Origin of the sequence: Pseudonocardia abyssalis, assembly GCF_019263705.2 — a bacterium.
GTDB classification, from domain to species: domain Bacteria; phylum Actinomycetota; class Actinomycetes; order Mycobacteriales; family Pseudonocardiaceae; genus Pseudonocardia; species Pseudonocardia abyssalis.
Window position 1 is genome coordinate 536,932 of record NZ_JADQDK010000001.1, and the last position, 26,098, is coordinate 563,029.

Below are 26,098 nucleotides of genomic sequence, written 5' to 3' on the forward strand. Positions count from 1 at the left end.
CAGCGCCGTAAGGACGTCGCAGGTCGAGGGCACCGTGGCCGCGGTCCGGACGTCATCGATACAACCCCTAGCCAGGACGAGACCGCCGTTTGTAGGGGGAAGCTGCCTCTCAATGACTCTGTCAATGGAGACCGGTCATCCACGTACAACGCAGCCGTGCTGGCCATCAACGGCGCCAGCTCAACGGGTACGCGACGCTCGCACGGACCGATGACCCCGATCTTGGTATCCGCGGCTTGACGGTTGCCGGAGGTCGGTTGATCACCTGTTCCGGAGCTTGCCGGCGCGGACGACGAGGGACTGAAGGAGTTCGCGCCGGGATCGACCGGCGCGCGCCACGACCGTCCACATGAGACACCGCGGCATCCACGACGGCGTCTGGTCGCAGCCGGTGGCATCCAATGGAGGCATCTTGGGCAGCGGCCGCATCTCGCTCACCTGCAGGGTAAGGCCGAACAGGCCGGACACCGCACGTTTGCAAGGCAGGGGTGAGGGGTTTGCCCCCCCACCTCCCTCTATCCGCGGCATCCTCGTCGAGGTCGGACGCCGAGGGATGGTCGGCGGCCAGGAAGACATGATCGTCGACATCGCCCTGGAGCTGGCCGGCCGGAAGTAGCGAAGCCGGCGCTGGTGAGCTCGCTGCGCGGAGTGCCGCGATGCCTTGATCGTCGGCTGCGTCGCCGGGGCCTCGCTCGAGAGCCGGCGGTCTGACACACGGCGGGATGGGGTTCGAACGGGGCTCCGCCACCGTACAAGTCGTGGTTGAGCCGTGGTCGGTCCGTGGTCGCGCGTGGTCGGCGGTCCGGTTCTCAGGTGATGTCGACGCCGTGGGCGCGGGCGAGTCCGGCGAGGCCGTCGGCCCAGCCCTGGCCGACGGAGCGGAGCTTCCAGACCGGTCGGGTGTCGTGGGTGTGGCGGTAGAGCTCGGCGAGGACCATGGCGCGGATCTGCGGGTCGGCCGGGGTGGGGATGGTCCAGGCGGTGCTGGGGCCGGTGATGGTCAGTGCGGCGTCGTGGAGGGCTCCGCAGGTCAGGCCGGTGTCGACGTCCATGTTGATGGAGATCGCGATGCGGCGGACGTCGTGGGGGAGTGCGGCCAGGCGCACCGAGGCGCGTTCGACGGTGTGCGTCCCCGCTGCTGTCTTGCCGAGGAGCCGGGCTGCGCCGCCTCCGGTGACGGGATGGTTGTAGAAGGCGAAGTCGGTGTCGCCGCGGACGCGCCCGTCCGTGGCGAGCAGGAGCAGGGTGAGGTCGGCGTCGGCTCCGGTGAAGCGGAAGTCGAGGGCCAGGTCGGTCTCGGCGTCGTCGGGGAGCACGAGGTTCTGGCCGGGTGTGAGGGGCTGAGCCTGCGTCGGGGCCGGAAGTGCTGGCGGGGGTTGAGCGGTCCAGTCGGCGAAGGGAACGATGGCGTAGGGGTCGACCTGTTCGGGTGCGGGCTCGGGGTGGTGGTCGTCGAGGCCGTCGTCGATCGCGGTGTCGACCAGTGCCTGCAGGCCCGGGTTCGTGGCGGTGTCGATAGCGGTGATGCGGGTGGTGGTGGTCCTCGCGGTGCAGGTGACGTCCTCGCCCAGGTCGAGGAACCGTAGGGCGTCCTCGGGTGTGCGCAGGGTGGCGGCGGCGAGGGCGTGGCGGGTCCAGCGGCCGTGGGCGACGACGCCGAGTCGCCCGGTGTCGGGGATGCGGCTCAGGACGGCCAGGTCGACGGCGTCGACGGCGGGTGCGGTGGCGAGGGCTTCGGCGACGGTGGCGAGGACGTTGGAGCCCAAGACGGTGAGCCACCACAGGGTGCGGTCGCGCTTGGTGAGGGTCTTGAGGGTGGGGCGGCCGGCGGAGGTCAGTGCGGGGGTCTGGTCGGGGAGGGTGTCGATGTCCTGCTGGCGCAGGACGACCGAGAGCACCGCGTCCTCGAGGCCGACCGCGCAGCCGGCGGCGGGGTTGTCGGCGAAGGCGGCGTTGACGGCGTCGCAGACGGTCTGCTCGTCGTTGGCGAGCACGGCCTGCCACCAGGTGGCGGCGTCGCGGTCGAGGTCGTGGTGGAGGCGGGTGAGGCGGGTCTGCTCGGCGGCGAGGTAGGTCGTGGCGTCCTGGGCCGCGGCGGCGCGTGCGGCGGCTCGGGCAGATCGGGAGAACCGGCCGATGCCGCGCAGGTGGAACGCCTCGGCCTCGGCGGTGGCCCATGCCGGGGTGAGTGCGGGGGGTGGCGGGATGTCGGGTGCGTGCGCGGTGGGGAACTGCTGCAGGTGCACGCTGGTGGAGCGGCGGCGCAGCTCGCGGAGCTCGGCGATGCGGGCGTGGCGCTCGGCCTCGGCCTGGGCGCGTTCGGCGGCGCGTCGGGCGCGGTCCAGCTGCGCGGGCGAGGGGCCGGTGGATCGGGCGCGGGGGGCGCTGCGGCGGGTGGTGGTCGTGCGGCGGCCGCTGCTCAGCGAGGTCGAGGCGAACAACGGGCCGAGGCCGCTCGAGACCCGGGTGCCACCGGACCCGACGCTGACGCGCGCGATCCGCGGCCCGGCCGAGGCCCGGACTCCGCGGGTCGACACGCGGATGCCCAGTCCGGGCACGCCGACCCGGAACCCGAAACCCATCGTCGCGCCCCCATCCACCGGGCTGCCGTCGGCGCGCCCGGAATCGGGTCGCGGTGCCGGGGCCTGGTCTCGCCCGGACATCGGGCCGGTTGACCGGCCTGTTACTCGTCGGCTGTACCGGTCGGTGGGACCAGGTGACCACGGGGCAGCGAGATATGTCAGAAGGGACCCTTCTGACGTGGTCCGACCGTGGTCGGTGCGGAACGGGGGCGTTCCGGTTAGCTCAGTCGACTGACACCCCGGCTGCGGCGGCGAGGGCCGCGAGGTCGTGATCGAGGACGGCCGCTGCCATCTGGAGGTGCCACTGGCCGTCGCTGCGCTGCAGAGCGGCGAGCTGGATCAGGCCGGTGGGGCCGGTGGCGGGAAGGGCGAGGTGGCCGAGAGGTTGACCGGTGTCGAGGTCGATCAGGTGCGCCGATCCGGGATCGCTGTGGTCGGCGGGGAGCTGAGCGACGACGAGGACCTCGGTGACGTCGGCGGGGATCTTGCGCGGGGTCAGGTGCAGCGTGGTCGCGGCACCGGTCTCGTCGGCGGCCAGGGTGACCGCGCCGCTGCCGTGGTCGGGCTGGCCGTAGAACACCATGTCGGCGTCGGTGCGGACCTCGCCGGCGTGGGTGAGCAGGAACGCGATCGGGTCGGCCTCGGTGTCGTCGTCGGTCCGCAGCACGAGCCGCAGGTGCGTCGTGGTCAGTGCGATCCGCTCGTCGGTGCGCAGGGCGGGGCCGTCGTGGTCCGCAGCGGGCGCGGGTGCTGCCGGGGGCTCGGGCGCGGTGGCCGGTGGCGGTGGTGTGGGCGTCGGCGGGGCGGGCGCGGCGGTCGTGGTCGCGCCGCTGGCGCGCCACTCCAGGGCGTCGACGGATTCCGTGTACTCGAGCAGATGGCTGCCGGCGGCGCGGGTGAGGAGGTCACGGACCTCGGCGGGGGTGGTGTGGAAGAACTCGCGGTGCTGGTTGACCTTGTTCAGGCGGCGCTCGGCGAGGTCGGCGTGCAGGCGCCCTTCGAGGCCGACGGCGTCGTCGCTGAAGACGAGGGCATGGACGTCGAAGCGGAACGGGACGGAGGCGTCGCCGAGCTCGCGGACGCGGTCCATGGGGTCCAGACGGCGGGTCATGCCGATCTTGACCACGTGGTCGCCGAACGAGCCGATGTTGCTGATGACGTAGACGTAGCCGGCCCGGGTGTTCGCCGCGCGAGCCTCGACCGCGGCGATGTCGGTGCCGAGCCGTTCGAGCTGGGCCCGCAGCTCGGTGACGGCGGCGGGGTCGGCCGAGGGCAGAGCGAGCAGGCGGTCGTAGGCGGTGCGGTAGTGGGCCTGCTCCTTGAGCAGCTTCTCGCGCTGCCGCTCGAACTCGCGGCGAGCGCGTTCCTCCTCGCGGGCGGCCTCCTTCTCGGCGCGGATGCGTTCGCGTTCGGCCTCGACCATGGCGAGGTGGTCGGCGGTCAGCTCGATCTCCGTGGTCCGCAGCGCGTGGTACCTGCGGCTGACCGCGATGGACATGGTGGCGCCGAGCTTGGCGATGGTGCGCTGGGTCTTGTCCAGGCGCTGGCAGACGCTGGCCAGGGTGTGCGGGCGGACGGTGCGCACGCAGTTGTCGGCCTCGGCGTTGTAGGCGCGCAGCATGAGGGTGGAGAAGTCCTTGACCATCTTCGCGCCCTGCTGGCGTGATCCGTTGACCTGCCAGTCGACGCTGCCGGTGACCGCGTGCCGGGCGGTGACCTCGGCCTTGATGTCGGCGCGGAGCCGCTGGAGGCGGTCCTTGTAGGCGACGGAGTTCTCCAGCGGGTGGGTGAACTCGTAGACCCCGGCGGACTGCAGCAGTTCTTGGTCGCGCGTCTCGATCAGCAGCGATCGGAGCTGACCCAGCTCCAGTTCGGCGTCGGTGACGCGGCGGCGGGCGGCGTGCTCCTCGGCGAGGACCTGGGCGAGCTGCTGCTCCGCGGCCTGGCGGCGGGCGGCTCGCTCGACGTGGTCCATGGCGCCGAGCTCGGCGAGCGTCGTGTGGGCACGGGCGAGCTCGACCTCCAGGTCCGCAGCGCGCCGTCGTCCCCCGAAGATCGCCATACCGTTCGTCCCCCTCGTACGACGGATCGTGACCGTCCGTCCCCCTGCCATCGCGCCCGTTGCTCAGGGCGTTTCACCTGTTGTGTCCGGAACCGGTGGGTGGTCGGGTCGTGGTCGCCCCGTGGTCCTCGTGTGGTCGACAGGTTCCCGGCCGGCGTCAGCCCTGTGGACCGAAATAGCCGGGTGCGCGTCGTGGCCTCGTCGGGCCGGAGGGGTGTCGCGCGTGCGCGGCCGGGGCACCGCTCGTCGGCCTCCGCGGGGGGAGCGCTCGGAACGCGGTGTCGATGATGTCGCGGGTGCGGGTGTCGCTCTGGGGGAGCAGGTGGGTGTAGGTGCGCAGGGTGAACCCGGGGTCGGCGTGGCCGAGGCGCTCGCTGACGGTCTTGATGGATTCGCCGCCGTCGAGCAGGACGCTGGCGTAGTAGTGGCGCAGGGAGTGGCAGCCGTTCTCGCGGGTGGGCGCGATGCCGGCGGCGGTGAGGGCGGGTTTCCAGATCTTGGCGTTGAAGTAGTGCCGGTTGACCGGCTTGCGCTCGCGGGTGGTGAGGATCAGCTCGGCGGTGGTGGGCTTGCCCTCGGTCCCGTCCCAGCCGAGGGTGACCGAGCGGGCGGGAAACCGTGCGAGGTGCTCGGCCAGTGCGTCGCGCATGGAGTCGGGCAGAGGGACGGTGCGGATCTTGCGGCCCTTGGGCAGGGCGAAGTAGGGCTGGTTGCCGGGGGTGAGCTTGATCTGGCGCCGGACCTGGAGGCTGCGCCGATCGAGGTCGATGTCGGCGGCGGACAGCGCGAGCATCTCGCCCTGGCGTAGGCCGGTGCCGGCGGCGAGCAGCGCGAGGATGGCGTAGCGGTCGGGCAGGGCTCGGTGGACCTCGGTGACCTGCCGGGCGGTCCACGGCACGATCTGCTGCGGGTCGGCGACGGGCTTGCGCACGGTGCGGTTGGCGCACGGGTTCTTGGCCAGGATGTCGTCGGCGACCGCGGCGGTGAAGATCTGGGAGACGTTCGCGAACAGGGTGCGCTGGTAACTGAGCGAGACGGTGAGGCCGCGCAGCCAGCTGCGGATGTGCGAGGGCGTGATCACCTGCAACGCCAGGTTCCCGAGCTTCGGGTAGACGTGCAGCTGCAGCCGGGCACGGACCTGGTAGGCGGTGTTGGGGTCGGCGAACTGGCCCAGGCGCCACTGCTCGGCGTAATCGCGGAAGGCGATCTCGCCGGCGCGGGGGTCGATGTAGGTGCGGCGGGCGAGCTCGGTGTCGAGGCGGGCCGCGGCCTGCTCGGCGTCGCTCTTCCTGTCGAAGAACTGCTTGCGGTCCTCGCCGGCGTGGTCGCGCCAGCGCACGATCCACCGCTTGCCCAACCCGTGCCGCGGTGTCTTATGGCGGCGGGTGGTGCCGTCGAGTTGGCGTCGCTCGACGTACCAGGCGTCGTTGACGTGGGCCATAGGTCAGGCGGCGCCGTCGGACTGCTCGGTGAACCAGCGCCGGACCTCGGCGGGGTCGTAACGGACGTAGCGCCCGACGCGGCGCCCGGGCGGGCCGTAGTGGTGGTGGCGCCACTGGTAGAGCGTGGCGACGGGGATCTGCAGGTACTGCGCCACCTCGGGGATGCCCCAGAGCGGCTCGGGCTGGTCGTCCACGGCAGGCCTCCGATCGAGGGATCGCGATGCCTGTCAACGCTGCGGCGGGCGATCGGTCGAGGCGTGGCTGCGTCGTGCTCGGTGTGGTCGGGGGCGTGGTCAGGTCGTGGTCGGGCCGTGCTGGTTGTGGAGGATCGACAAGTCGGTCGTGCACGCCCCGGTTGGCCATCGAAGACGCCGCTCTGACGATTCGTTCGTCGAACCGGACTTTCGAAGATCATCGGACCCTTTAGGGCGCACGGGCATGATCGAGCTCTATCGGCCCGCATTGCGCGCTGTCCTGAGCGTGCAGGTCACAGCGTTGCGAGATGCCGGAAGACGATCTTCGTTTGGGGCGCACCTGGGGCGCACGAGCACGAGAAACGGCGGTTGACGCCGGCAAACGTCGAGAGACGTCTTGCCTGGTCAACCGCCGTTTCGGGCCAGACCCGGAGGTCAGGAAAACGCCTCGATCAGACGTCGTAGTAGAGCGAGACGTAGTGCGCTGACCTGCATGAATGAACATCATCTCGAAGATCGTGGCACATCTGTGGCACATGGGCGCGACCCGGGACGCCGGGGGAGCGCCGGCAGCGCCGCTTCGATGATGTCCTTCGTTCGGCTCTCGCTGCTCGGAAGGAGGTGGGTGTAGGTACGCAGGGTGAAGGCCGGGTCGGCGTGGCCGAGGCGTTCGCTGACCGTCTTGATGGACTCGCCACCGTCGAGCAGGACGCTCGCGTAGTAGTGCCGAAGCGCGTGACAGCCGTTGTCCCGCGTCGGCGGGACTCCGGCCACCACGAGGGCCGGCTTCCAGATCTTCGCGTTGAAGTAGTGCCGGTTCACCGGCGTGGACTCCCGACTGGTGAGCATCAGCGAGACGGTGAGCGGGTCTCCGTCTGGACGGTCCCACGGCAACGTCAGCGTCTGGGCGGGTAGGTCGGTCAGGTGATCGAGGACGGCGTCGATCACCGATGGGGGAACGGGAACGGACCGGGTCTTCCGGCCCTTCGGTGGGGCGAGGTAGGGCTGGTTGCCGGCCGTGAGCTTGACCTGCCGTCGGACGTGGACTGTCCCCTGCCGGGTGTCGATGTCGTCGGGGGTGAGACCCAGGATCTCGCCTTGCCGCAAGCCTGCGCCTGCGGCGAGGGTGGCGAGGACGGCGTACCGGGCGGGAAGGGCATCGCGGACGCCGGCCACCCACTGGGCAGGCCACGGGGTGATCGGGCGCGGGTCGGGGACCGGTTTGCGGACGGTGCCGGACCGGCAGGGGTTCTTGGCGATGAGGTCGTCCGCAATGGCGGCGCCGAAGACCTGGGAGACGTTCGCGAAGATCGTGCGCTGGTAGCTGCGCGCCATCCGCAGGCCGCTCGTCCACTGGCGGATGACCGACGGGGTGATGGTGCGCAGCGGCAGATGCCCGAACGTCGGGTACACGTGGAGCCGGAACCTGATTCCGACCTGGTAGGTGGTCCCGGGATCGGAGAACTGCGACTGTCGCCACTGCTCCGCGTAGTCGCGGAAGCGGATCATGCCGGCGTCCGGGTCGAGGTAGGTCCCTCGTGCCAGTTCGGTCTCGATCTCGGCCGCGGCGCGTTCGGCGTCTGCCTTGCGAACGAAGGACTTCTTCCGTGGTGTGCCCGCGTCGTCGCGCCATCGGACCAGCCACCGGGACCCGACACCGTGGCGCGAGGTGGGGACCTTCTGCGTGGTCCCGTCCGGCCGCTTGATCTGCGTGTACCAGTTGTCGTCGACGGTGGCCATCGGCTACCCGAGGTGCGTCGGCTGGTGACCTCGCCGGCACCTGCCGCTTGACGCCGCGGCGGCGGAGATCATGTGACTGTCTCGCTCTGGTCGCTGAACCATCTGCGGACGTCGTCGGGGTCGTAGCGGATGTAGCGGCCGACACGGCGGCCCCGGGGTCCGTACGCGCGGTGCCGCCACTGGTAGAGGGTGGCGACGGGAACGCCGAGGTAGGTGGCGACCTCGTGAACGCCCCACAGCTGGTGCGGCTTACTCTCCATCGATGCCTCCGGATGTTGTGTCTCGATCCGGAGGATTCGCGGCCGTTGCTGTGGCTGCGTTGCTTCGCGTGGTCGGTGGCGGTGATTGTCGGGTTCGCGGCTCCTCCTGAAGCAGGGATCGCGCCTCTATCACACGCCGATCCGTGCGCCGCCTACATCTCGGTCGACCAAGACTGGATCGCGACACAACGAACGTGGTCGCAGCGTTGCCTATCCGTGGTCCTGGCGTTGCTGCCCAGCATGCCGCGGGCGTTCGATACCGATTGGGACTTGATCACGTCTGCCGCATCCTCCGCTCGGTCTCCACCACCGGGCTGGTCAGGCTTACCCGGCTGACGACCAGCCTGGTGGACGGCGTCGGCGTCACCGGCGACGTCGCCTCGGCGCGTGGCGACGTCGCCCTGGCACGTATCGCGCATCACCGCGGTGCCGCCAACGCGCCAGCCACCAGGCGAGGCGATCTTCCGAGCTCTGCGGGGGTACCAGCTGCACCACACGTGGCTTGACCCATCTGGGCGGGTATCGGGTCGATTCGCAAGATTGCAAGTCAGCAGGAAGCGTGGCGACCAGGTCGGCGTGGCTTCGGGAATGGATACGCCCGGGGGTATGTTGTCGGGTGTGGAGGTGTGACGTGGAGATGACTCCCGCGCTGGTGGGTGACGCGTTGGTGCGGTTGCGGCGTGCGCAGGGGCAGTTGGCCGGTGTGGTTCGGGCGATCGAGGGGGGTGGGGACTGCGCCGAGGTGCTGACCCAGCTCGCCGCGGTCTCCCGCGCCCTGGACCGGGCCGGTTTCAAGCTCGTCGCGAGTGGGATGCGCCATTGCCAGGCGGCCCGGGAGCGGGGTGAGCAGCCGCCGATGACCGAGGACGAGTTGGAGAAGCTGTTCCTCTCGCTGGCCTGATCAACGCCTCCGGGTCTCACTCCGGGTTGTTCTGAGGCTGTGACCGATGGCAGAGCTGTGTTTTGCGGATACCCCCCTGAGTATCCCTGATGAGGAGGTGATGCGTCGTGCAGATGCGCGAGGTTGATGTGGAGCTGTTCGCGACGGGACGTCGCAGCGATGTGGCCGTGGTGGATGTGCGCTCCGCCGAGGAGTTCGCGGCCGGTCACGTGCCCGGCGCGGTGAACGTGCCGCTAGAGCGGGTGATCACCGACCCGGGCCGCTACGCCGGACAGGAGCTGTACGTGATCTGCCAGTCCGGTGGCCGCAGTGCCAAGGCGGCCGAGGCGCTGACCGCGGCCGGGGCGCGACCGGTGTCGGTGGGCGGCGGGACCGCCGGCTGGATCAGCTCCGGGCGCCCGGTGGACACCGGCGCCCGATGAGCGCCCGACCGACCTGGCCGAACCGACGAGACGAAGGAGATCTGTTGTGATCGACGTCGAAGTGATCGAGACATCCTCGCTGGGTGACCGCAGCTATCTGGCCTCCGATGGTGAGGTGGCGGTGGTGGTCGACCCGCAGCGCGACGTGGACCGGGTCCTGGCATTGGCCGGGCGGCTCGGGGTGCGGATCACCCATGTCGTGGAGACCCATGTGCACAACGACTATGTCTCCGGTGGTCTGGAGCTCGCGCGTCTCACCGGAGCGGCATATGTGATGTCGGCGCAGGACGACCTGGCGTTCGAACGCACGAGCGTAGTCGACGGTGACGTGTTGGAGGCCTCGCCGCGGCTGCGGTTGCGGGTGCTGGGCACCCCGGGGCACACCTTCCACCACCTGTCCTACGTGTTGGAGGGCGCGGACGGACCGCAGGGGGTGTTCACCGGCGGGTCGCTGCTCTACGGCACTACCGGGCGCACCGACCTGCTCGGCGACGAGCACGCGCAGACCCTGGCCCGCGCCCAGCACGCTTCGGCCGCGTCGATGGCCGAGGAGCTACCTGACGGGGCGCAGGTGTGGCCGACCCACGGGTTCGGCAGCTTCTGTACCGCCAGCCCCGCGTCCGGGAACGACTCCACGGTCGGCAACGAGAGGGAGGTCAACCCGGTGTTGCGGCTGGCGCGCGACGAGTTCGTTCGCGAGACGCTGTCCGGGTTGGGTGCCTACCCCGCCTATTACGCGCACATGGGCGCGCTGAACAGCGCCGGCCCGGCTCCGGTGGACCTGCGCCCGCCGATGACGGCCGACCCGGCCGAGTTGGCGCGCCGGCTGGACGACGGGGAGTGGGTGGTCGACCTGCGCAACCGCAAGGCCTACCTCGACTCGCACCTCACCGGGACGGTGAGCCTGGGCCTGGACGGGCCGATGGCGACCTGGTTGGGTTGGATGGCGCCTCACGACGCACCGATCACCCTGCTCGGCGAGGACCGGGCGCAGGTCGCGCAGGCGCAGCGGGAGTTGGTCCGCATCGGCGTCGATCACGTCGTCGCGGCGGCCACAGGCGAGCCCGGGGAGCTGGCCGAAGACGCCGGGCGGCTGGCCGGGCTGCCGAGCGCGAGTTTCGCCGACCTGGCCGCGGAGCTGTCCGGGGGGCGGGTCGCGGATCTGCCGCCCGCGCAGGTGGTCCTCGACGTCCGGCTGGCTACCGAGTGGGACGCCTCGCACGTGCGCGGCGCGGTGCACGTCCCGTTGCCGGAGCTGGACGGCCGGCTCGCCGAGGTGCCTGACGGTGCGGTGTGGGTGCACTGCGGCAGTGGCTACCGCGCCACCGCGGCCGCATCGTTGCTCGCGCGCGCCGGGCGGACGGTGGTGGTTGTTGACGACATGTTCGGCGACGCTGCCGATGTTGGTGTCGCGCTGACCACCACCGCGTGACCGGGACCCGGCTCCGAAGCCCGAGGCAGGAGTCATGATCCTCGCTGGCGTGTTCGGGCTGGTCATCGGCGCCGCACTCGGGCTGCTCGGTGCCGGTGGGTCGATCCTGGCCGTCCCGGCCCTGGTCTACGGGGTCGGCCAGCCGGTGGAGGCCGCGCTGTTCGGGTCGCTGCTGGTGGTGGCCGTCTCGGCGGCGGGCGGGCTGGCGGTGCGGCTGCGGTCCGGGGTGATCCGGTGGCCGGTGGCGCTGGTGTTCGGCGCCGCCGGAGTTCCCACCGCCTTCGCGGGTACCGCCCTCGGCCGCCTGATCGCCGATCGATGGCTGCTGGTGGCGTTCTCGGCGCTGATGGTCATGGTCGCGGTCCGGATGCTGCGCGGGAACCCCGAGGAGGCGACCGGCGGCGCGTGCCGAATCCGCGACGGGCGGGTCGACTGGCGCAGCTGCTTACCCAAGGCGCTCGCCGCCGGCGCCGGGGTCGGGGTGCTGACCGGCCTGTTCGGCGTGGGTGGCGGGTTCATCATCGTGCCCGCCCTGACTGCTACTCGGGCTGACCGCCGCCGAGGCCATCGCCACCTCGCTGGCGATCGTCACGATCACCTCGCTGGCCGGGCTGTCCGCGCACGCCGCCGCCGCCGCGACCGTGGACTACGGCGTGATCGCCGTATTCGCCGGCACTGCCCTGCTCGCGTCCCTGGCCGCCGGGCGCGTGGCGAACCGGCTCCCGGCCGCAGCGCTGCGGCGCGGGTTCGCCTACCTCATCCTGGCCGTGGCGGTCGGCGTCGCCGCCGCCGCGCTTCTCGCACCGGCCGCACTGAGCAGCGGCTGAAGCACACGACCGACAACTCGACGAATGGAACATTTGCAATGGACTACGGAATGACGATCACCCTGGACCTGCCCTACGACAAGGCCGTCCCCGCGGTCAAGGCGGCCCTACTGGAGCAGGGTTTCGGGGTTCTCACCGAGATCGACGCCCGCGCCACCCTCAAGGAGAAGCTCGGCCACGACATGGAGCCCTACATCATTCTGGGCGCCTGCAACCCCCAGCTCGCCCACCGCGCCCTCGACGTCGACCGCCAGATCGGACTGCTACTGCCGTGCAACGTCGTGGTCCGCGCCGACGGTGACACCCGCAGCATCGTCTCGGCCCTGGACCCTCAGATCATGGTCACCATCCCCGAGCGTGAGGACCTGCGCGCCGTCGCGGACGAGGCCGGGGTGCGTATCCGCGCCGCGCTCGACGCACTCACCAGCGATTGATCTGCAGACCACAACTGGCACGACGAGACGAGGGAGTGGAACGACCATGATGGACGGCTCGATGATGGGTTGGTTCTGGGTCTGGCCGACCCTGGTAGTGATCGGCCTGGTGCTGCTGGGTTACCTCGCCTACCGGCTCACCCAGAACCGCAGACCCGGCGCGGACACCGCCCCGGTGGCGGGGCCGACCTCGGCCCGGCAGATCCTCGACGAGCGCTACGCCCGCGGCGAGATCAACGACGAGGAGTACCGCCAGCGCCGCGACACGCTGACATGACCCCGGCACCGATCAGCCGGCGCCGCGCGATCGTCCTGGGCGGGCTCGGCGCCGCTAGCCTCGCCATCGGCGCGACGGGCTGGGTTGCCACCGGCTCGGGCGTGAGGACGGGCGGCCGGCTGCAGCCCGCCGACACCGGAGCGGAGTTGCGCCAACCGCAGGTCCTCGACAGCGCGGACGGGCGGCTGCAGGTCGAGCTCACCGCCGCGGCGGGGGTGCGGCTGGCCGGACACGACACCCGCGCGCTGGGCTACAACGCCACCTCACCCGGGCCGACGCTACGGGTGCGCCCCGGAGACGAGCTCGCGGTGCGCCTGACCAACCGGCTCGACGAGCCGACCAACCTGCACACCCACGGGCTGCGGGTTACTCCGCAGGGCAACAGCGACAACCCGTTCTTGCGCGTCGACCCCGGCGCCTCGTTCGACTACCTCTACCGGATCCCACCTGATCACCCGGCCGGCACCTTCTGGTACCACCCGCACCACCACGGCATGGTGGCCGGTCAGATCTTCGGCGGGCTCGCCGGCGCACTGCTGGTCGCCCCACCCGGGCCCGACCCCGACCTGCCCGTCGTCGAGGACCGGGTGCTGCTGGTCACCGACACCACCCTCGACGACGCCGGCGGGCTCGCAGAGGTGGGCGCCATGGACCGGGCGATGGGCCGCCAGGGCGAGCTGGTCCTGGTCAACGGCCAGCACGAGCCCACCATCCCCGCCGTCCCCGGTGCGACGCAGCGTTGGCGGGTCATCAACGGTTGCGTGTCCCGGGTGCTGTCGATTCGGCTCGACGGGCACGAACTCGTCCACGTCGCCCAGGACGGCACTTTCCTGCCCGCCCCCGTCGCTGCGGACCGGGTGCTGCTCGCCCCGGGCAACCGGGCCGACGTGATCGTCCGCCCCACCGGCACCGGCACCGGCACCGGCACCGGCCGCTACCCGCTGATCGCCGAGGCCGTCGACCGCGGCGGCATGGACGAAATGATGGGCGGCGGCACCGCGAGCAGCGGGCCGGTCACCCTCGCCACCATGGTCACCGCCGGGGCCCCGGTCACCGCACCGCCGCTGCCGACCACCCTGCCCGCCGAGACGCCCGCCGCCGGACCCGTGACCACGCGGCGAGAGATCGCCTTCCAGATGGGCATGGGCATGGGCGGAATGGCCTTCACCATCGACGGCCGCACCTTCGACCCCGACCGCGACGACCAGAACGTCACTTTGGGCGCCACCGAGGAATGGACGATCACCAACCCCGGCCCGCTCGCACACCCGTTCCACCTGCACATATGGCCATTCACCGTAATCGAACTCAGCGACGCCACCCCACCGGCCGGCGTACCGCAGGACGTCGTCCTCGTCCCCGCCCGCGGCTGGGTCCGGCTCCACATCCCGTTCACCACCTACTCGGGGCGCAGCGTCTACCACTGCCACATCCTCGACCACGAAGACGCCGGGATGATGGCCACCGTCAACGTCCGCCCATGAGCCGGAATCAGCTCCGCCGTCCGCCGCCCGCGCCTGGCCGCGGCCGTCGGCTCGATCACCAGTCAGCGCAGAACCCCTACCGACAAGGACCCCCCTTGGCTCACACCAGCCCCCGCCATATCGACGCAAGGACTCTTCGCGCCTGGCTGGGAAAGCGCGGCACAGTGACCGTGATCGACGTCCGCAGCCCCGCGGAGTTCGAGACCGAGCACATCCGCGGTTCCTACAACGTGCCGCTGACCATGGTCGGCGACCACTCCGAGCTGCTCGCTGCGCGGCTCGACCGGAGGGTCGTCCTCGTCTGCCGGTCCGGCACGCGGGCCGCGCAGGCCCATCAGCGTCTCGCCGGAGTCGGAGCCGAAGGCGTCCACGTCCTCGACGGCGGCATCGCCGCGTACTCCGCAGTCGGTGGTGACGTCGTCCGTGGCCGGACCCGCTGGTCGTTGGAGCGCCAGATCCGCCTCGTCGCCGGAGCGCTGGTGCTCGCCGGGCTCGCCGCTGGGCTGCGGGTGCCGAAGGCGCGTCTTCTCACCGGTGGAATCGGCGCCGGGCTCACCGTCTCCGCGCTGACCGACACCTGCACGATGGGGCGGGTGCTGTCCGCGCTGCCGTACAACCGCGGGCCCCGCGACCGCACGCCAGCCGAGGTACTCGCGCAGCTTCCCGTCACCCGGAAGGTGGCGTGAACGTCAAGCGCACGCAACGCACAGTGCTGGATGCTCCCTGAGCGGGGCCTACGATGATCGCGGAGAGTTACGGTTGCCGAGCCGCCTCGGCGTCCGCGCTGCGCATCGCCGCCGCCTGTGCCGCCGACCGACGATGGCCCCGGTGGCAGAGGTGGTGAGCTCGTACTGGGGCGACCGCCGACGTGGTCGTACGCCGCGGCCGGGCGGCCCACAACACTGCACCGATCGTGGAACGCTGGAGCGATGTTTGAAAGGGTCCGGTCTAGGTAAATAGTTCTTTACCTAGTCGGTTGAGGTTCCGGTACCGGCCGGCACCGATCCCGGCAGCCGCTCGGCTTCGGCCGAGGCGACAGTGAGGGGATGCAGATGAGTTTCGTGGACAAGGCCAAGAACAAGGTCGAGGAGACCCTGGGCAAGGGCAAGGTGGCCGCCGGCGAGGCCACTGACGACAAGGACCTCAAGCGCGACGGTCAGGCCGACCAGGGCAAGGCCAACGTCAAGCAGGCCGGCGAGCACGTCAAGGACGCCGTCAGGAAGCCCTGAGTTCTCCTGACTCGCGGTGTCCTCGACCTCGGCGGTGCCGCCGCTTCGCGCGAGCCCCCGCGTTGGACCCGATCCGCGCGGGGGCTTGCCTTGTTCATCCGCTGCTCTTGGGAGGTATGGGCCTCCTACAACGAAGGAGTGACACGTGACCGTTACCGGCATTTTCACTGCGCTCGTCGTCGGCTTGATCATCGGCGCGCTGGCGCGTCTGGTCCTGCCAGGCAAGCAGCCCATCCCGATCTGGCTGACCATCGTCGTCGGTGCGCTGGGCGCGGTCCTGGGCACCTTGTTGGCCCAGAATCTCGGCGTCGCGGTCACCCCCGGCATCGACTGGATCGAGATCGTCCTGCAGATCGCCATCGCCGCCGTCGGGGTCGCCCTCGTCTCCGGCCTCTACGGACGCCGCCGCCGCGGCATCCGCCACTGACCCCGAAGAGAGCTGATCATGATTGCGTTCCTCGCTGTACTACTCGTCATCTGGCTGGTCGTGGCTGTCATCGGCGCGATCATCGAAGGGCTGTTCTGGCTCACCGTCCTCGGTGCTGTGCTGTTCTTGGCCACCGGCGGCTACCTCTACCTCAAGCGACGGTCCGGGCCGCGGTCAGTGCGCTGAGCGACCTCGACTTCACCCGTCTCGACGACCGGAAGGGAGTGGCCTCTCGTGGGCTTGCTCGACAAGATCTTCGGAACAGACCCCGCACGTCAGCGTGACGATGGCCGCGACGCCCACGGGCGCACCGCCGATCCGGGTGGGCACGTTTCCCCCGCGACGGGGCCGCGGGCGCCGGATCAGCGGGGCGCGGGCCTCGACCGGGATGAGGTCGCGGTGGAGCGATATCGCTACATGCTGCGCACCGCGCCCCCGGAGACCGTGGAACAGGCCCACGCCGAGGCCTTCGCCAAGCTGACTGACCCCCGAGCAGCGCCGCCAGGTGCTCACCGAGCTGAGCGCCTCGACCCCGGAGCCCGAGCGGGACACCGCCGATGATCCGCAGTCACTGGCCCGCACGGCCACCCGCGCGGAGATGCGCGAGCCCGGAACGATGGAACGCACCCTGGGCGCCAACCGGGGTGCGGGCATGGGCATGGGTGGGATGCTGGCGGGTTCCCTGCTGGCGAGTGTCGCCGGGGCGTTCATCGGCACCTCGATCGCCGGCGCGTTCCTCGACGACCCGAGCCAGGACGCCAGTGGTGACGGCGCGGGTGAGGGCGAGGACTCCGGTGGCGATATGGGAGGCGACGGCGAGATGACCGGCGGGGACGATCCGGCCGGTGCGGAATTCGGCGATGCGGGTATGGGGGATGGCGGGTTCGACGACGTCGGCGGGGATCTCGGTATCTGACGTGCTGTGCTCGCCGCGACGGGTGCCGGCTCGTCGACCGAGACCTGCGTGCGCCGCTGGTTTCTGTCCCGTTGACCAGGAGGTCTGGTGGAACTGCTGAGCAACCCCGAGCTGTGGATCGCGTTCGCCAGCCTGCTGTTGCTGGAGATCGTGCTCGGGATCGACAACGTCGTGTTCATCTCGATCCTGGCCGGCAAGCTCCCCGCCCATCAGCAGAAGCGGGCCCGGACCATTGGGCTACTGCTCGCGCTGGTCACCCGGATCCTGCTGCTGTTCTCGCTGTCGTGGCTGATCGGGCTGACCGCGCCCCTGTTCACCATTCTGGGCCAGGAGATCTCCGGCCGGGACCTGATCCTGATCCTGGGCGGGCTGTTCCTGCTCGGCAAGAGCACGTACGAGATCCATGACCGGCTCGAAGGCTCTGACGGGCATGGTCCCGGGGCCGGGCAGGCATCGTTCGCCGCGGTCCTGGGTCAGATCGTGGTGCTCGACGTGGTGTTCTCGCTGGACTCGGTGATCACCGCGGTCGGGATGGTCGACGAGCTGTACATCATGGTCGCCGCGGTGATGATCGCCATCGGGATCATGCTGGTATCGGCCGGGTTCATCAGCGACTTCGTCAACCGCCACCCCACGGTGAAGATGCTGGCGCTGGCGTTCCTGCTGCTGATCGGGGCCAGCCTGGTCGCCGAAGGCTTCGACGCCGGCCTGCCCAAGGGCTACGTCTACGGCCCGATCGCGTTCGCGATCCTGGTCGAGGTCCTCAACCTGCGCTACCAGACCGTGGCTGCCCGACGCCGAGCCCGCCGGACCGAGACCTCGGCGGAGCCGGTCGAGCCGGTCCACCTGCGCCCGGCCTACGTCAAGAGCGGGCCGCAAACCACCCCCGCTCCCGCCCCGGACCGTGATCCGCAGGGCCACCATCCACCCACATGACGACACCCCGCCAGCCGCCGAGCGGACCTGACAGGAAGGAATCCTGCCGCACCCGCTACGACCGAGCTTGCGCCTCCACGGGGAGCGGCACCGGTGACGGAGTGGGTGCTCGGCCTGTTCGACACCCTGGGCGCCGCCGGGGTCGGCCTCCTGATCTTCCTGGACAACTTCTTCCCACCGATCCCGTCGGAGGTGGTGCTCCCGCTGGCCGGGTTCCGGGCCCGGACCGGGGCGATCGATCCGGTGTTGGTCTGGCCCGCCGCGACCGCGGGCGCGGTGGCCGGTTCGCTGGTCGTGTACTACCTCGGGGTGTGGTTGGGCTACGACCGGCTCCACGACCTCGCCGGGCGGCGCTGGTTCGTCATCGCGAGCCGGCGCGATCTCGAACGCGGCCGGGACCTGTTCGACCGGCACGGCGGGAAGATGGTGCTGCTGGGCCGCTGTATCCCGTTCGTCCGCAGCGTCATCTCCGTCCCGGCCGGTGTCGCCGGTATGCCGGTGTGCCGGTTCTTGCTGCTGACCACCATCGGCAGCGGCATTTGGAACGCCCTACTCATCGGTCTGGGCTGGTACCTGGGCGAGAACTGGACCGTCCTGGAGGAATGGACCGGCGTGGCCAGCAGCGTCGTCGTCGGGCTCGTCCTCGTCGCGGTGGGTGTACTCGTCCTACGACGCGCTTCCTCGCGCCGAGCTACCGGGACCTCGACGACGGCTCACAGGGACGCGAATTGATGCACTCACAGCAAGCGAAAGTCCCTGATGTCCGATTCCATGAGTCCGTGGACCATCTCGAACCGCTGCGAGGCCGACCGTGTTGATCGAGTGGGTGCTGCTGGCCGTCGCGGTCGCGCTGGTGGCCGCCAACGCGCTGTTCGTCGCCGCGGAGTTCAGCCTGGTGACCGTCGACCGGTCCACCGTGGAACGTGCCGCCAAGGACGGAGACCGCGGTGCGGAGGGTGTGCTGGCCGCGCTGCGGTCGCTGTCCACCCAGCTCTCGGGTGCGCAGCTGGGCATCACCGTGACCAGCCTGATCGTCGGGTTCCTCGCCGAGCCATCGGTCGCCGCCCTGCTCGGCCCGGTTCTGACCGCATGGGGTCTGCCCGAGGCCACCTCGGCCGCCCTCGCGATCGGGCTGGCGTTGGTGCTGGCGACGTTCGTGCAGATGGTGTTCGGGGAGCTGGTGCCCAAGAACCTGGCGATCGCGAGGCCGCTGCCGGTGGCGAAGGCCGTGGCCGGGGCCCAGCGCGGCTTCTCCCGGGCCGCCGGTCCACTGCTGCGGTTGCTCAACGGTGCCGCCAACCGGGTCGTGCGGCTGCTGGGCATCGAGCCGCAGGAGGAGCTGCGCTCGGCCCGCTCCCCGCAGGAGCTGGGGTCGCTGGTGCGCCGCTCCGCGCAGCAGGGGGTGCTGGCCGGGCCGACCGCGGAGCTGGTCACCCGCTCGCTCGCCTTCGGTGACCGCACCGCCGCCGACGTGATGTCGCCGCGGTTCCAGGTGACGTTCCTGTCCACCACCGACTCCGCTGACGCCGTGCTCGACGCGGTGGACCGCACCGGCTACTCGCGGTTCCCGGTGCTGCGCGGCGGGGTCGACAGCGTGGTCGGGATCGTGCACGTCAAGCACGCCCTGGGCGTGCCCGAGCCGGAGCGGGACCGCCGCACCGTAGGGGAGCTGATGGTGGACCCGCTGCCGGTACCAGGCAGCCAGGAGCTCGATCCGCTGCTGCGGCAGCTGCGCGGCCAGGGCCTGCAGATGGCGGTGGTCGTCGACGAGTACGGCGGCACCGCGGGGGTGGTGACGCTGGAGGACCTGATCGAGGAGATCGTCGGGGACATCGCCGACGAGCACGACCCCGGCGGGGACCGGGCCCGCCGTACCGACGGTGGTTGGTCCCTGTCGGGCCTGCTACGGCCCGACGAGGTCGCCGAGGTTACCGGTGTTGGACTGCCCGATGGTGAGGACTTCGACAGCCTCGGCGGGCTGGTCGTCGACCGGCTCGGGCGGGTTCCGCGGGCAGGGGACGCGGTGACCGAGGAGGTCGACCACCAGCGGGTGCACCTGCGCGTCGAGCAGATGGACGGCTGGCGGGTCGACCGCGTCGAGATGCGCGTCGAGGAACGGGAGCCGACCGATGGGTGACTGGGGCGGAGTTCTGCTGGGGCTGCTGCTGCTCGCCGGCAACGCGTTCTTCGTCGGCGCGGAGTTCGCGCTGATCTCCGCGCGGCGCACGCAGATCGAGCCGCGCGCCGAGCAGGGCTCGCGTGCTGCGCGGACCACGCTGCGGGCGATGGAGAACGTGTCGCTGAACATGGCGTGCGCCCAGCTGGGCATCACCGCGTGCTCGCTGGGGTTGGGTGCGGTGGGTGAGCCGGCCGTCGCGCACTTGTTGGAGGTGCCGTTCGCCGCGGTCGGGCTGCCGGAGCCGCTGGTCTACCCGGTCTCGTTCGCGATCGCGCTGGCGATCGTGGTGTTCCTGCACATGGTGCTGGGCGAGATGGTGCCCAAGAACATCGCGATCGCCGGTCCGGAGCGGGCCGCGCTCGTCCTGGCACCACCCCTGGCGCTGGTCACGATGATCCTCAAGCCGGTGATCTTCTCGTTGAACGCGGTGTCGAACGGGGTGTTGCGGCTGATGAAGGTGACCCCCCGAGACGAGGTCGCCACCACCTTCACCTCCGACGAGGTAGGCGGGCTGATCGCCGAGTCGCGGCAGGAGGGCCTGCTCGACGACGACGAGCAGGAGCTGCTCACCGGGGCGCTGGCGTTCGACGAGCTGACCGTGGACTCCGTGCTGCTGCCCCGCGACGAGCTCGTAGTGATCGACTCCGCAGCCACCGGGGAGCAGGTCCAGCATGCCACCGCGCGCAGTGGATTCTCCCGGTTCCCGGTGGTCAACGCGAACGGCGACCCGGTGGGCTACCTGCACGTCAAGGACGCCCTGGCACACCGGCACGGCGACACCCGCACGGCCGGGGAGCTCGCGCGCCCGTGGCCGACGCTCGCCCCGGACGACTCCCTGCGCGACGCACTGGCCGCTATGCGCGATACCGGTGCGCACCTGGCCGCCGTTCCGGCGCCGAAGGGCGGGCTCGCCGGGGTGGTCGCACTGGAGGATGTGCTGGAACGGCTGGTCGGGAACATCAGCGACGGGGCCGCCACACCTGTCGCGTCCCAGCGCAGCACGTGAACGAGCGACGGCGATGATGGTCGTCATGGACGACGCAGGCCGAGGGACCCACGTTCGCTGCTGTGCTGGTCGGGTGGGCTGAGTGGCCCTGCCGCGTCGCCGGCCCCCGTTGCGGGAAGTCGGTCATGACCCGGACTACCGGTTCTCGCTGGCCAACGAGCGCACGTTCCTGGCCTGGATCCGCACCGCGCTGGCACTGATCGCGGGCGGGGTGGCGCTGGCCAGCCTGGTGCCGGACCTGACTCCCGCGCTGCTGCGCGACGGCCTGGCGGTGCTGCTGGTGGTGCTGGCCGTGGTGGTCGCGGTCCGGAGCTACGCGCGATGGGACCGCGCGGAGCGCGCCATCCGCCAGGACCTCCCGATCGCGGTCGGCGGCACCACGGTGCGGTTGCTCGCCGGCGGGATTGTCGTGGTGGGCGCCGGGGTGCTCGTGCTGTTGCTGATCGGTCGCTGACGTGGTGGTGGCGGCAGCCGCGGGGGAGCGCACCGCGCTCGCCTGGCAGCGCACCGGATGGACCGCGCTCGGCGCAGGGGCGCTGGTCCTGCACGCTGCGCCGGGTGGGCCGGGCGCGGTGGCCGGGGTGATGCTGCTGGTGAGTGGGGTGCTGTGTTCCGCGGTGGTGGCACCGTCGCGGATGCGCAGGCTCCGTGCGGCGTCCATGACCGGCCGTGCGGTAGCGGTGCCGGCCGTGGTGGCGACGGTGACCGCGGTCGTCGTGCTCGTCGGGGTACTGGCGGTGACGACGATGCTTCTCCCGGCCGCTCGGTGAGGGGATCGCCCGCGGCCGTAGATGAGGAATCGTTCATCCAGCGGGCCTCGGGACCCGTCGCACGGGCAGGATGCAGGGACTGTGGTCTACGAGGAGCGAGTGCGGGCCGGTCGGCCGGTTGAGGTCGACCCGCCGGCTCCGACGCATGTCTCCACTCGTGACCTGCGGTCCGCAGGCGAGATTCCCCGCCGCGCCGCAACCGGGCGCCGCAGGCTGGTCGTCCCGGCTCGTCTACGGATCATGGCGTGGCTGGTGCTGTTGCTGCTGGTCGCGCTGGTGACCGTCGTCGTCGTCACCCGTAATCTGCTTGTCGCCGAGGCGGAGAGCGACGCCACTGACGCGTTGAACCAGGAGGCCGAGGAGTTCAAGCAGTTCGCCGCGGCCGGGGTGGACCAGGAGACCGGTGCGCGTTACGAGAACGGCACCGAGCTGCTGGAGCGGCACATCTCCCGGCAGTTCCTCGACGACGACGAGATCGTGCTGGGCATCACCGCCGAGGGCGCGATCGTGCCGCAGCGGGGCCGGGAGGCGATCGCGTTGGCCGAGCGTGCCAGCCGGTGGCAGCAGATCGTGGCCAACCCCGCGTCGACCGACATCCTGCCCACCCGGGACGGCCGGCTGCGCTGGGTCAAGGTGCCGGTCGTCGACGACGTGGGCAACGCCGACGGCACCTTCGTCGTCGCGTATGCGATCGACCGCGAGATCCGCGAGATCGACGAGACGATCCGCACGCTGGTGCTGGTCAGCGCGATCGGGCTGGTGGTGGCGGCCATCGCGTCGTGGGTGGTGTCCGGGCAGATCCTGGAGCCGGTGAACCTGGTGCGCCGCGCCGCGGCCCGAATCAGCCACGACGACCTCACCGAGCGGATCGCTGTGGAGGGCCGCGACGACATCGCGGCCCTGTCCGAGCAGTTCAACGGCATGCTGGACCGGTTGGAGCATGCATTCGGCGCGCAGCGTCAGTTCCTCGACGACGCCAGCCACGAGCTGCGCACCCCGATCACGATCATCCGCGGGAACCTGGAGTTCGTCGGGGACGACGACCCGGCCGAGCGCGCCGAGGTGGTGCGGCTGTGCACCGACGAGCTCGACCGGATGGGCCGGATCGTCGAGGACCTGCTGCTGCTGGCGAAGGCTGAACGTCCCGACTTCGTCGTCGCCGGGGAGGTGGGCCTGGTCGACCTGACCAGCGACATCTACGCCAAGCTGGGCGCGCTCGGGGACCGGCGCTGGGAGCTGGAGTCGATCGCCGAGGGCGAGGGTCTCCTCGACGGGCAACGGGTGACCCAGGCGGTCATCCAGCTCGCGCACAACGCCGTCGGCCACACCCGGGCCGGGGACGTCATCCGCTTCGGGTCGGCGGTGACGGCGGCGGAGGCGTCGTTCTGGGTCGCCGACACCGGCGACGGGGTACGCCCCGAGGACGCCGAGGCCATCTTCCAACGCTTCTCGCGCGGCTCCGCCGGCGGGGCCCGGGCGAACCACACCGGCGCCGGGCTCGGCCTCACGATCGTCACAGCCATCGCCGAGGGGCACGGCGGGCACGTCGAGCTGCAGACGACGTATCGCCACGGTGCGCGGTTCTCCCTGCACCTGCCCCAGCCCGCGGGTCACCACGAACGCATCGAGCACAGAGAGGACGACACGGCGTGAACCGCATCCTGATCGCCGAGGACGAGGATCGCATCGCGCGGTTCGTCGACAAGGGCCTGCGCGCCAACGGCTTCCTCACCAGCGTGGTCGCCGACGGCCACGCCGCGCTCGACCACGCGATGTCCGGGCAGTACCAGCTGATGGTCCTCGACATCGGACTGCCCGGCCGCGACGGATACGCGGTACTGCGTGAGCTGCGCGAGGCCCGGATCGCGATGCCGGTGGTGATCCTCACCGCACGCGACGGGGTGCGCGACACCGTGGCCGGTCTGGAGGGCGGCGCCGACGACTACATGACCAAGCCGTTCCGCTTCGAGGAGCTGTTGGCCCGGGTCCGGCTGCGGCTGCGAAGCGCGCCCGGTAGCGTCGCCGAGCCCACGCTGCTCAGCGTCGACGGGCTCTCCCTCGACCTGCGGACCCGCCGGGCCCAGACCGACGACCGCCGCACGGTCGACCTGAGCGCGCGGGAGTTCGCCCTGCTGGAGTTGCTGCTACGCCACCCCGGACAAGTGCTGTCGCGGGAGCAGATGCTCGACCACGTGTGGGGCTTCGACTTCGACCCGGGCTCCAACGTCGTCGACGTCTACATCCGCCAGCTGCGCCGCAAGATCGGCGCCGAGAAGATCACGACGGTCCGCAGGATGGGGTACCGGTGCGGATGAGCGACCATGAAGGAACCTTCATCAGGTTCTCACGTGCGCTTGCGGGTGGGCGGTCACCATGGAGGTCGTGGAACCGGTGAAGAGCACGATCAGACGACAACGCGGTGTCCTGGCGACCGTCCTGGCTCTCCCGCTCGTTGCAGGCGCGGCGACCTGGGGCCTTGCCGACGGCTGGTTCGACGCCGGGGCCGCCGTGGTCCAGCCGGCCGACGACACCGCCACGATCGGCGGCGGCGGAACGGTCCTGGAGCTGGCTGAGCTGCTCACCGGTGTGCCGGCGGCGGTGGGCGCGGTAGCGCCCGCGGAGCTGACCTTCACCCCGGGCATGTCTCCGTTCACGGCCCCGTCGCCCGGGTCGGAGGCGGCGGGTGGGTCGGGAGCCGAACCCGCCGCCGGAGCCGGTGGTGGTGATCCGGTGGTGCCGGGTGCTGCGGGCGAGGAGGACGGCGCGACCGAGGACGTCGGTGCAGGCGGGCCCGGCGCCTTCGAGGAGGACCCGGGTTCCGGTGCAGACACCGGCACCGATGCGGACCCGGGGGAGGGTGCGGACTCGGATGGGGGCACGAGCTCTGACGGGTCCGAAGGTGATGCCGGCGGGTCTGAGGGCGAAGGTGGATTCGAGGGTGATGCAGCCGCCGAGAGTGATGGCGGTGAGTCCGACGGTGATGCCGGTGATTCTGGTGAGGGCGCGGGTGAGGGCGCTGCCGCTGAGACCAGAGGCGAGGGCGACTCCGAGGGCAGCGAGCAGCCGCAGAGCGATGCAGCCTCGGACGGCGGTTCGGAGGGTGACGGTGAGGACGGCGCGGAGTCCGAACAGGACTGACGAGCAGACGTGAAGCGACGCCCGGCCGGGGACACCGGCCGGGCGTCGCCGTGTTCGGGCTCGGGCGAGCGTCGCCTCCTGCCCCATGGCCCATCATGAGGAGGCCTTCATCGAAGCCGGGGCTCCGCTTCATGTGTGGCCCGCAAGCTCGTCGTTGTGAACCGAATCGCCCGCACCCCCGCTGCCATCCAGGTCCTGCTTGCCGTCGGTGCTCTGCTGGTGCTGGGGCTCAGCGTCCTGCTCACCCCGGACCGTGAGTCGACATCAGGCGCAGGTGCGACGATCGGCGAGCAGGAGCTGGTCCGCATCACCGGCCCGAACGGGCGCACCGTCGAAGCGGTCGCCCGCATCGACACCGGGGCGTCCGCGTCGTCGATCGACACCGGCATCGCCGAGGACCTCGGCTTCGACCTCGAGGACGCTGAGACGATCACCGTGGCGTCGTCGCTGGGCCGCGAGGAGCGGCCGATCGTGGACGGCGCTCTGCAGATCGCCGGGCAGCCCAAGAGCGTCCGGTTCTCGGTGACCGACCGCAGCGAGCGGTCCAATCCGGTCCTGCTGGGCCGCTCCGAGCTCACCGGCCTGCAGGTGCAGGTGGGTCAGCAGTTGCTGACCACCCCCGGCGCCGACCGGGCCCCCTCGACGCTGGCCACCCTGCTCTCGCAGACCCCCGCGCTGGGCCCGCTGCAGCTGCTCGCGCTGCTACCGCTCGCGGTTCTCGTGGTGGTTTTGCTGCGGGTGTTCGTCGGCGTGCAGACCCTCGGCACATTCTCACCGGTGTTGCTCGCGATCGGCTACACCCAGGCCGGCCTCGTCGCCGGGGTGGGCCTGACGGTGGTCATCGTCGCCGCCGGGTTCGTCGTGCAGCCCCTGCTGCGACGGTTCCGGCTGCCCCGGGTGGCCCGGCTCGCGGTGCTCGTCGGGGTCGTGTCGGTGGTGCTCGTCGCCATCACCCAGTTCGCCGGCGGCGGCACCGGAGCGATCTGGGGCACCGCGCTTCCCGTCGTCGTCACGGCCGTGATGGTCGAGCGGCTCTGGGAGACCTGGGACCTCGACGGGTGGCGCGACGCGGCCCGCGACGCCGCCGCCACCACCGTGGTCGCGCTGCTCGTGACCGCACTCATGCTCGCCCCGGTCGTGCGGGACCTCGCGACCGTCGCCCCGCTCACCCTCGCGATCGCCTGCGCGGTGTGGGCCGGGCTCGCCGGCACCTACCGAGGCCTGCGGCTCAGCGAGCTGCTCCGGTTCGGCCGGGGTCAGTCCGACGAGATCCCGGGGGGGACCGGCGACGCCACCGTGCGGCTGGCCACCCCCACCCGCAACGACCTGCCCACCGGCCCGCCGGACATCCCCACGGCCGGCGGCCCCGCCACGACCCGAGAGATGACGAAGCGATGAGCATCCTGACCCCCCTGCGCAGCACCCCGTCCCTGCCCGGCC

The 26,098-nt window shown here is 71.1% G+C and carries 27 protein-coding genes and 1 pseudogene; 22 read left to right on the forward strand and 6 right to left on the reverse strand.

The window, feature by feature from the left end; all coding sequences use genetic code 11:
- Positions 1-526: 526 nt before the first annotated feature.
- Positions 527-616 (forward strand): annotated as a pseudogene (locus I4I81_RS31515) (4-hydroxy-2-oxovalerate aldolase family protein); the annotation flags it as partial.
- Between the two features lie 193 nt (positions 617-809).
- Here the strand turns inward: I4I81_RS31515 and I4I81_RS02570 are convergent.
- From I4I81_RS02570 to I4I81_RS02595, 6 genes are all read right to left on the reverse strand, one after another.
- Positions 810-2,582, reverse strand: a complete 1,773-nt coding sequence (locus tag I4I81_RS02570) for a TerD family protein (protein WP_218615777.1) — start codon at positions 2,580-2,582, stop codon at positions 810-812.
- A 223-nt stretch (positions 2,583-2,805) separates the two neighbouring features.
- Complete coding sequence (locus tag I4I81_RS02575) at positions 2,806-4,644, reverse strand: SNIPE associated domain-containing protein (RefSeq protein ID WP_218615778.1); 1,839 nt, start codon at positions 4,642-4,644, stop codon at positions 2,806-2,808.
- Between the two features lie 157 nt (positions 4,645-4,801).
- On the reverse strand, positions 4,802-6,085 hold the full coding sequence (locus I4I81_RS02580; protein ID WP_218603297.1) for a tyrosine-type recombinase/integrase: 1,284 nt from the start codon (positions 6,083-6,085) through the stop codon (positions 4,802-4,804).
- Between the two features lie 3 nt (positions 6,086-6,088).
- Positions 6,089-6,280 carry a helix-turn-helix transcriptional regulator gene (locus I4I81_RS02585; protein ID WP_218603298.1) on the reverse strand — a complete coding sequence of 64 codons (192 nt, stop codon included), beginning with the start codon at positions 6,278-6,280 and terminating at the stop codon, positions 6,089-6,091.
- Between the two features lie 504 nt (positions 6,281-6,784).
- Positions 6,785-8,020, reverse strand: coding sequence for a tyrosine-type recombinase/integrase (locus I4I81_RS02590; protein WP_218603299.1), 1,236 nt, complete (start codon positions 8,018-8,020; stop codon positions 6,785-6,787).
- Between the two features lie 68 nt (positions 8,021-8,088).
- Entirely contained in the window at positions 8,089-8,280 is a 192-nt protein-coding gene (locus I4I81_RS02595; protein WP_218603300.1) for a helix-turn-helix transcriptional regulator, read from the reverse strand.
- A gap of 631 nt (positions 8,281-8,911) precedes the next feature.
- On the opposite strand from I4I81_RS02595, the gene I4I81_RS02600 reads away from it, so the two are divergent.
- The 21 genes from I4I81_RS02600 (at position 8,912) to I4I81_RS02705 (ending at position 26,056) form a co-directional block, all read left to right on the forward strand.
- Positions 8,912-9,181, forward strand: a complete 270-nt coding sequence (locus I4I81_RS02600; RefSeq protein WP_267461537.1) for a metal-sensitive transcriptional regulator — start codon at positions 8,912-8,914, stop codon at positions 9,179-9,181.
- A 113-nt stretch (positions 9,182-9,294) separates the two neighbouring features.
- Positions 9,295-9,603, forward strand: a complete 309-nt coding sequence (locus I4I81_RS02605) for a rhodanese-like domain-containing protein (RefSeq protein WP_225924880.1) — start codon at positions 9,295-9,297, stop codon at positions 9,601-9,603.
- Positions 9,604-9,649: 46 nt separating this feature from the next.
- Complete coding sequence (locus tag I4I81_RS02610) at positions 9,650-11,035, forward strand: MBL fold metallo-hydrolase (RefSeq protein ID WP_218603302.1); 1,386 nt, start codon at positions 9,650-9,652, stop codon at positions 11,033-11,035.
- 34 nt (positions 11,036-11,069) lie between these two features.
- Positions 11,070-12,296, forward strand: a complete 1,227-nt coding sequence (locus tag I4I81_RS31735; RefSeq protein WP_443690149.1) for a TSUP family transporter — start codon at positions 11,070-11,072, stop codon at positions 12,294-12,296.
- Between the two features lie 46 nt (positions 12,297-12,342).
- The gene (locus I4I81_RS02625) at positions 12,343-12,573 is read left to right on the forward strand and encodes an SHOCT domain-containing protein (protein ID WP_218603304.1); all 231 of its coding nucleotides are present in this window, start codon (positions 12,343-12,345) and stop codon (positions 12,571-12,573) included.
- Positions 12,570-14,057 carry a multicopper oxidase family protein gene (locus I4I81_RS02630; protein ID WP_218603305.1) on the forward strand — a complete coding sequence of 496 codons (1,488 nt, stop codon included), beginning with the start codon at positions 12,570-12,572 and terminating at the stop codon, positions 14,055-14,057. Before I4I81_RS02625 ends, I4I81_RS02630 begins: the two co-directional genes overlap by 4 nt.
- A gap of 95 nt (positions 14,058-14,152) precedes the next feature.
- Positions 14,153-14,743: a rhodanese-like domain-containing protein gene (locus I4I81_RS02635; RefSeq protein WP_218603306.1), complete on the forward strand. Its 591-nt coding sequence runs from the start codon at positions 14,153-14,155 to the stop codon at positions 14,741-14,743.
- Between the two features lie 366 nt (positions 14,744-15,109).
- On the forward strand, positions 15,110-15,286 hold the full coding sequence (locus tag I4I81_RS02640; protein ID WP_218603307.1) for a CsbD family protein: 177 nt from the start codon (positions 15,110-15,112) through the stop codon (positions 15,284-15,286).
- A 145-nt stretch (positions 15,287-15,431) separates the two neighbouring features.
- Positions 15,432-15,713, forward strand: a complete 282-nt coding sequence (locus I4I81_RS02645; RefSeq protein ID WP_218603308.1) for a GlsB/YeaQ/YmgE family stress response membrane protein — start codon at positions 15,432-15,434, stop codon at positions 15,711-15,713.
- A gap of 18 nt (positions 15,714-15,731) precedes the next feature.
- On the forward strand, positions 15,732-15,899 hold the full coding sequence (locus I4I81_RS02650) for an LPXTG cell wall anchor domain-containing protein (protein WP_218603309.1): 168 nt from the start codon (positions 15,732-15,734) through the stop codon (positions 15,897-15,899).
- A 319-nt stretch (positions 15,900-16,218) separates the two neighbouring features.
- Entirely contained in the window at positions 16,219-16,629 is a 411-nt protein-coding gene (locus tag I4I81_RS02655) for a hypothetical protein (protein ID WP_218603310.1), read from the forward strand.
- A gap of 87 nt (positions 16,630-16,716) precedes the next feature.
- On the forward strand, positions 16,717-17,565 hold the full coding sequence (locus I4I81_RS02660; protein WP_218615779.1) for a TerC family protein: 849 nt from the start codon (positions 16,717-16,719) through the stop codon (positions 17,563-17,565).
- A gap of 93 nt (positions 17,566-17,658) precedes the next feature.
- Positions 17,659-18,297 (forward strand): DedA family protein, encoded by a 639-nt coding sequence (locus I4I81_RS02665; protein WP_226363704.1) that lies wholly within the window; start codon positions 17,659-17,661, stop codon positions 18,295-18,297.
- A gap of 79 nt (positions 18,298-18,376) precedes the next feature.
- Positions 18,377-19,702 carry a hemolysin family protein gene (locus I4I81_RS02670; protein WP_226363705.1) on the forward strand — a complete coding sequence of 442 codons (1,326 nt, stop codon included), beginning with the start codon at positions 18,377-18,379 and terminating at the stop codon, positions 19,700-19,702.
- Positions 19,695-20,750, forward strand: coding sequence for a hemolysin family protein (locus tag I4I81_RS02675; protein ID WP_218604822.1), 1,056 nt, complete (start codon positions 19,695-19,697; stop codon positions 20,748-20,750). The genes I4I81_RS02670 and I4I81_RS02675 overlap by 8 nt, the downstream gene beginning before the upstream one ends.
- An 82-nt stretch (positions 20,751-20,832) precedes the next feature.
- Positions 20,833-21,204, forward strand: a complete 372-nt coding sequence (locus I4I81_RS02680) for a YidH family protein (RefSeq protein ID WP_226363706.1) — start codon at positions 20,833-20,835, stop codon at positions 21,202-21,204.
- 1 nt (position 21,205) lies between these two features.
- Positions 21,206-21,520 (forward strand): DUF202 domain-containing protein, encoded by a 315-nt coding sequence (locus tag I4I81_RS02685; RefSeq protein WP_218604821.1) that lies wholly within the window; start codon positions 21,206-21,208, stop codon positions 21,518-21,520.
- 240 nt (positions 21,521-21,760) lie between these two features.
- The gene (locus tag I4I81_RS02690) at positions 21,761-23,173 is read left to right on the forward strand and encodes a sensor histidine kinase (protein ID WP_218604820.1); all 1,413 of its coding nucleotides are present in this window, start codon (positions 21,761-21,763) and stop codon (positions 23,171-23,173) included.
- Positions 23,170-23,835, forward strand: a complete 666-nt coding sequence (locus tag I4I81_RS02695; RefSeq protein ID WP_218604819.1) for a response regulator transcription factor — start codon at positions 23,170-23,172, stop codon at positions 23,833-23,835. Before I4I81_RS02690 ends, I4I81_RS02695 begins: the two co-directional genes overlap by 4 nt.
- A 67-nt stretch (positions 23,836-23,902) precedes the next feature.
- The gene (locus I4I81_RS02700; protein WP_218604818.1) at positions 23,903-24,658 is read left to right on the forward strand and encodes an MSCRAMM family adhesin SdrC; all 756 of its coding nucleotides are present in this window, start codon (positions 23,903-23,905) and stop codon (positions 24,656-24,658) included.
- A 156-nt stretch (positions 24,659-24,814) separates the two neighbouring features.
- Positions 24,815-26,056, forward strand: a complete 1,242-nt coding sequence (locus I4I81_RS02705; RefSeq protein WP_218615780.1) for a 7TM domain-containing protein — start codon at positions 24,815-24,817, stop codon at positions 26,054-26,056.
- Positions 26,057-26,098 lie beyond the last annotated feature (42 nt).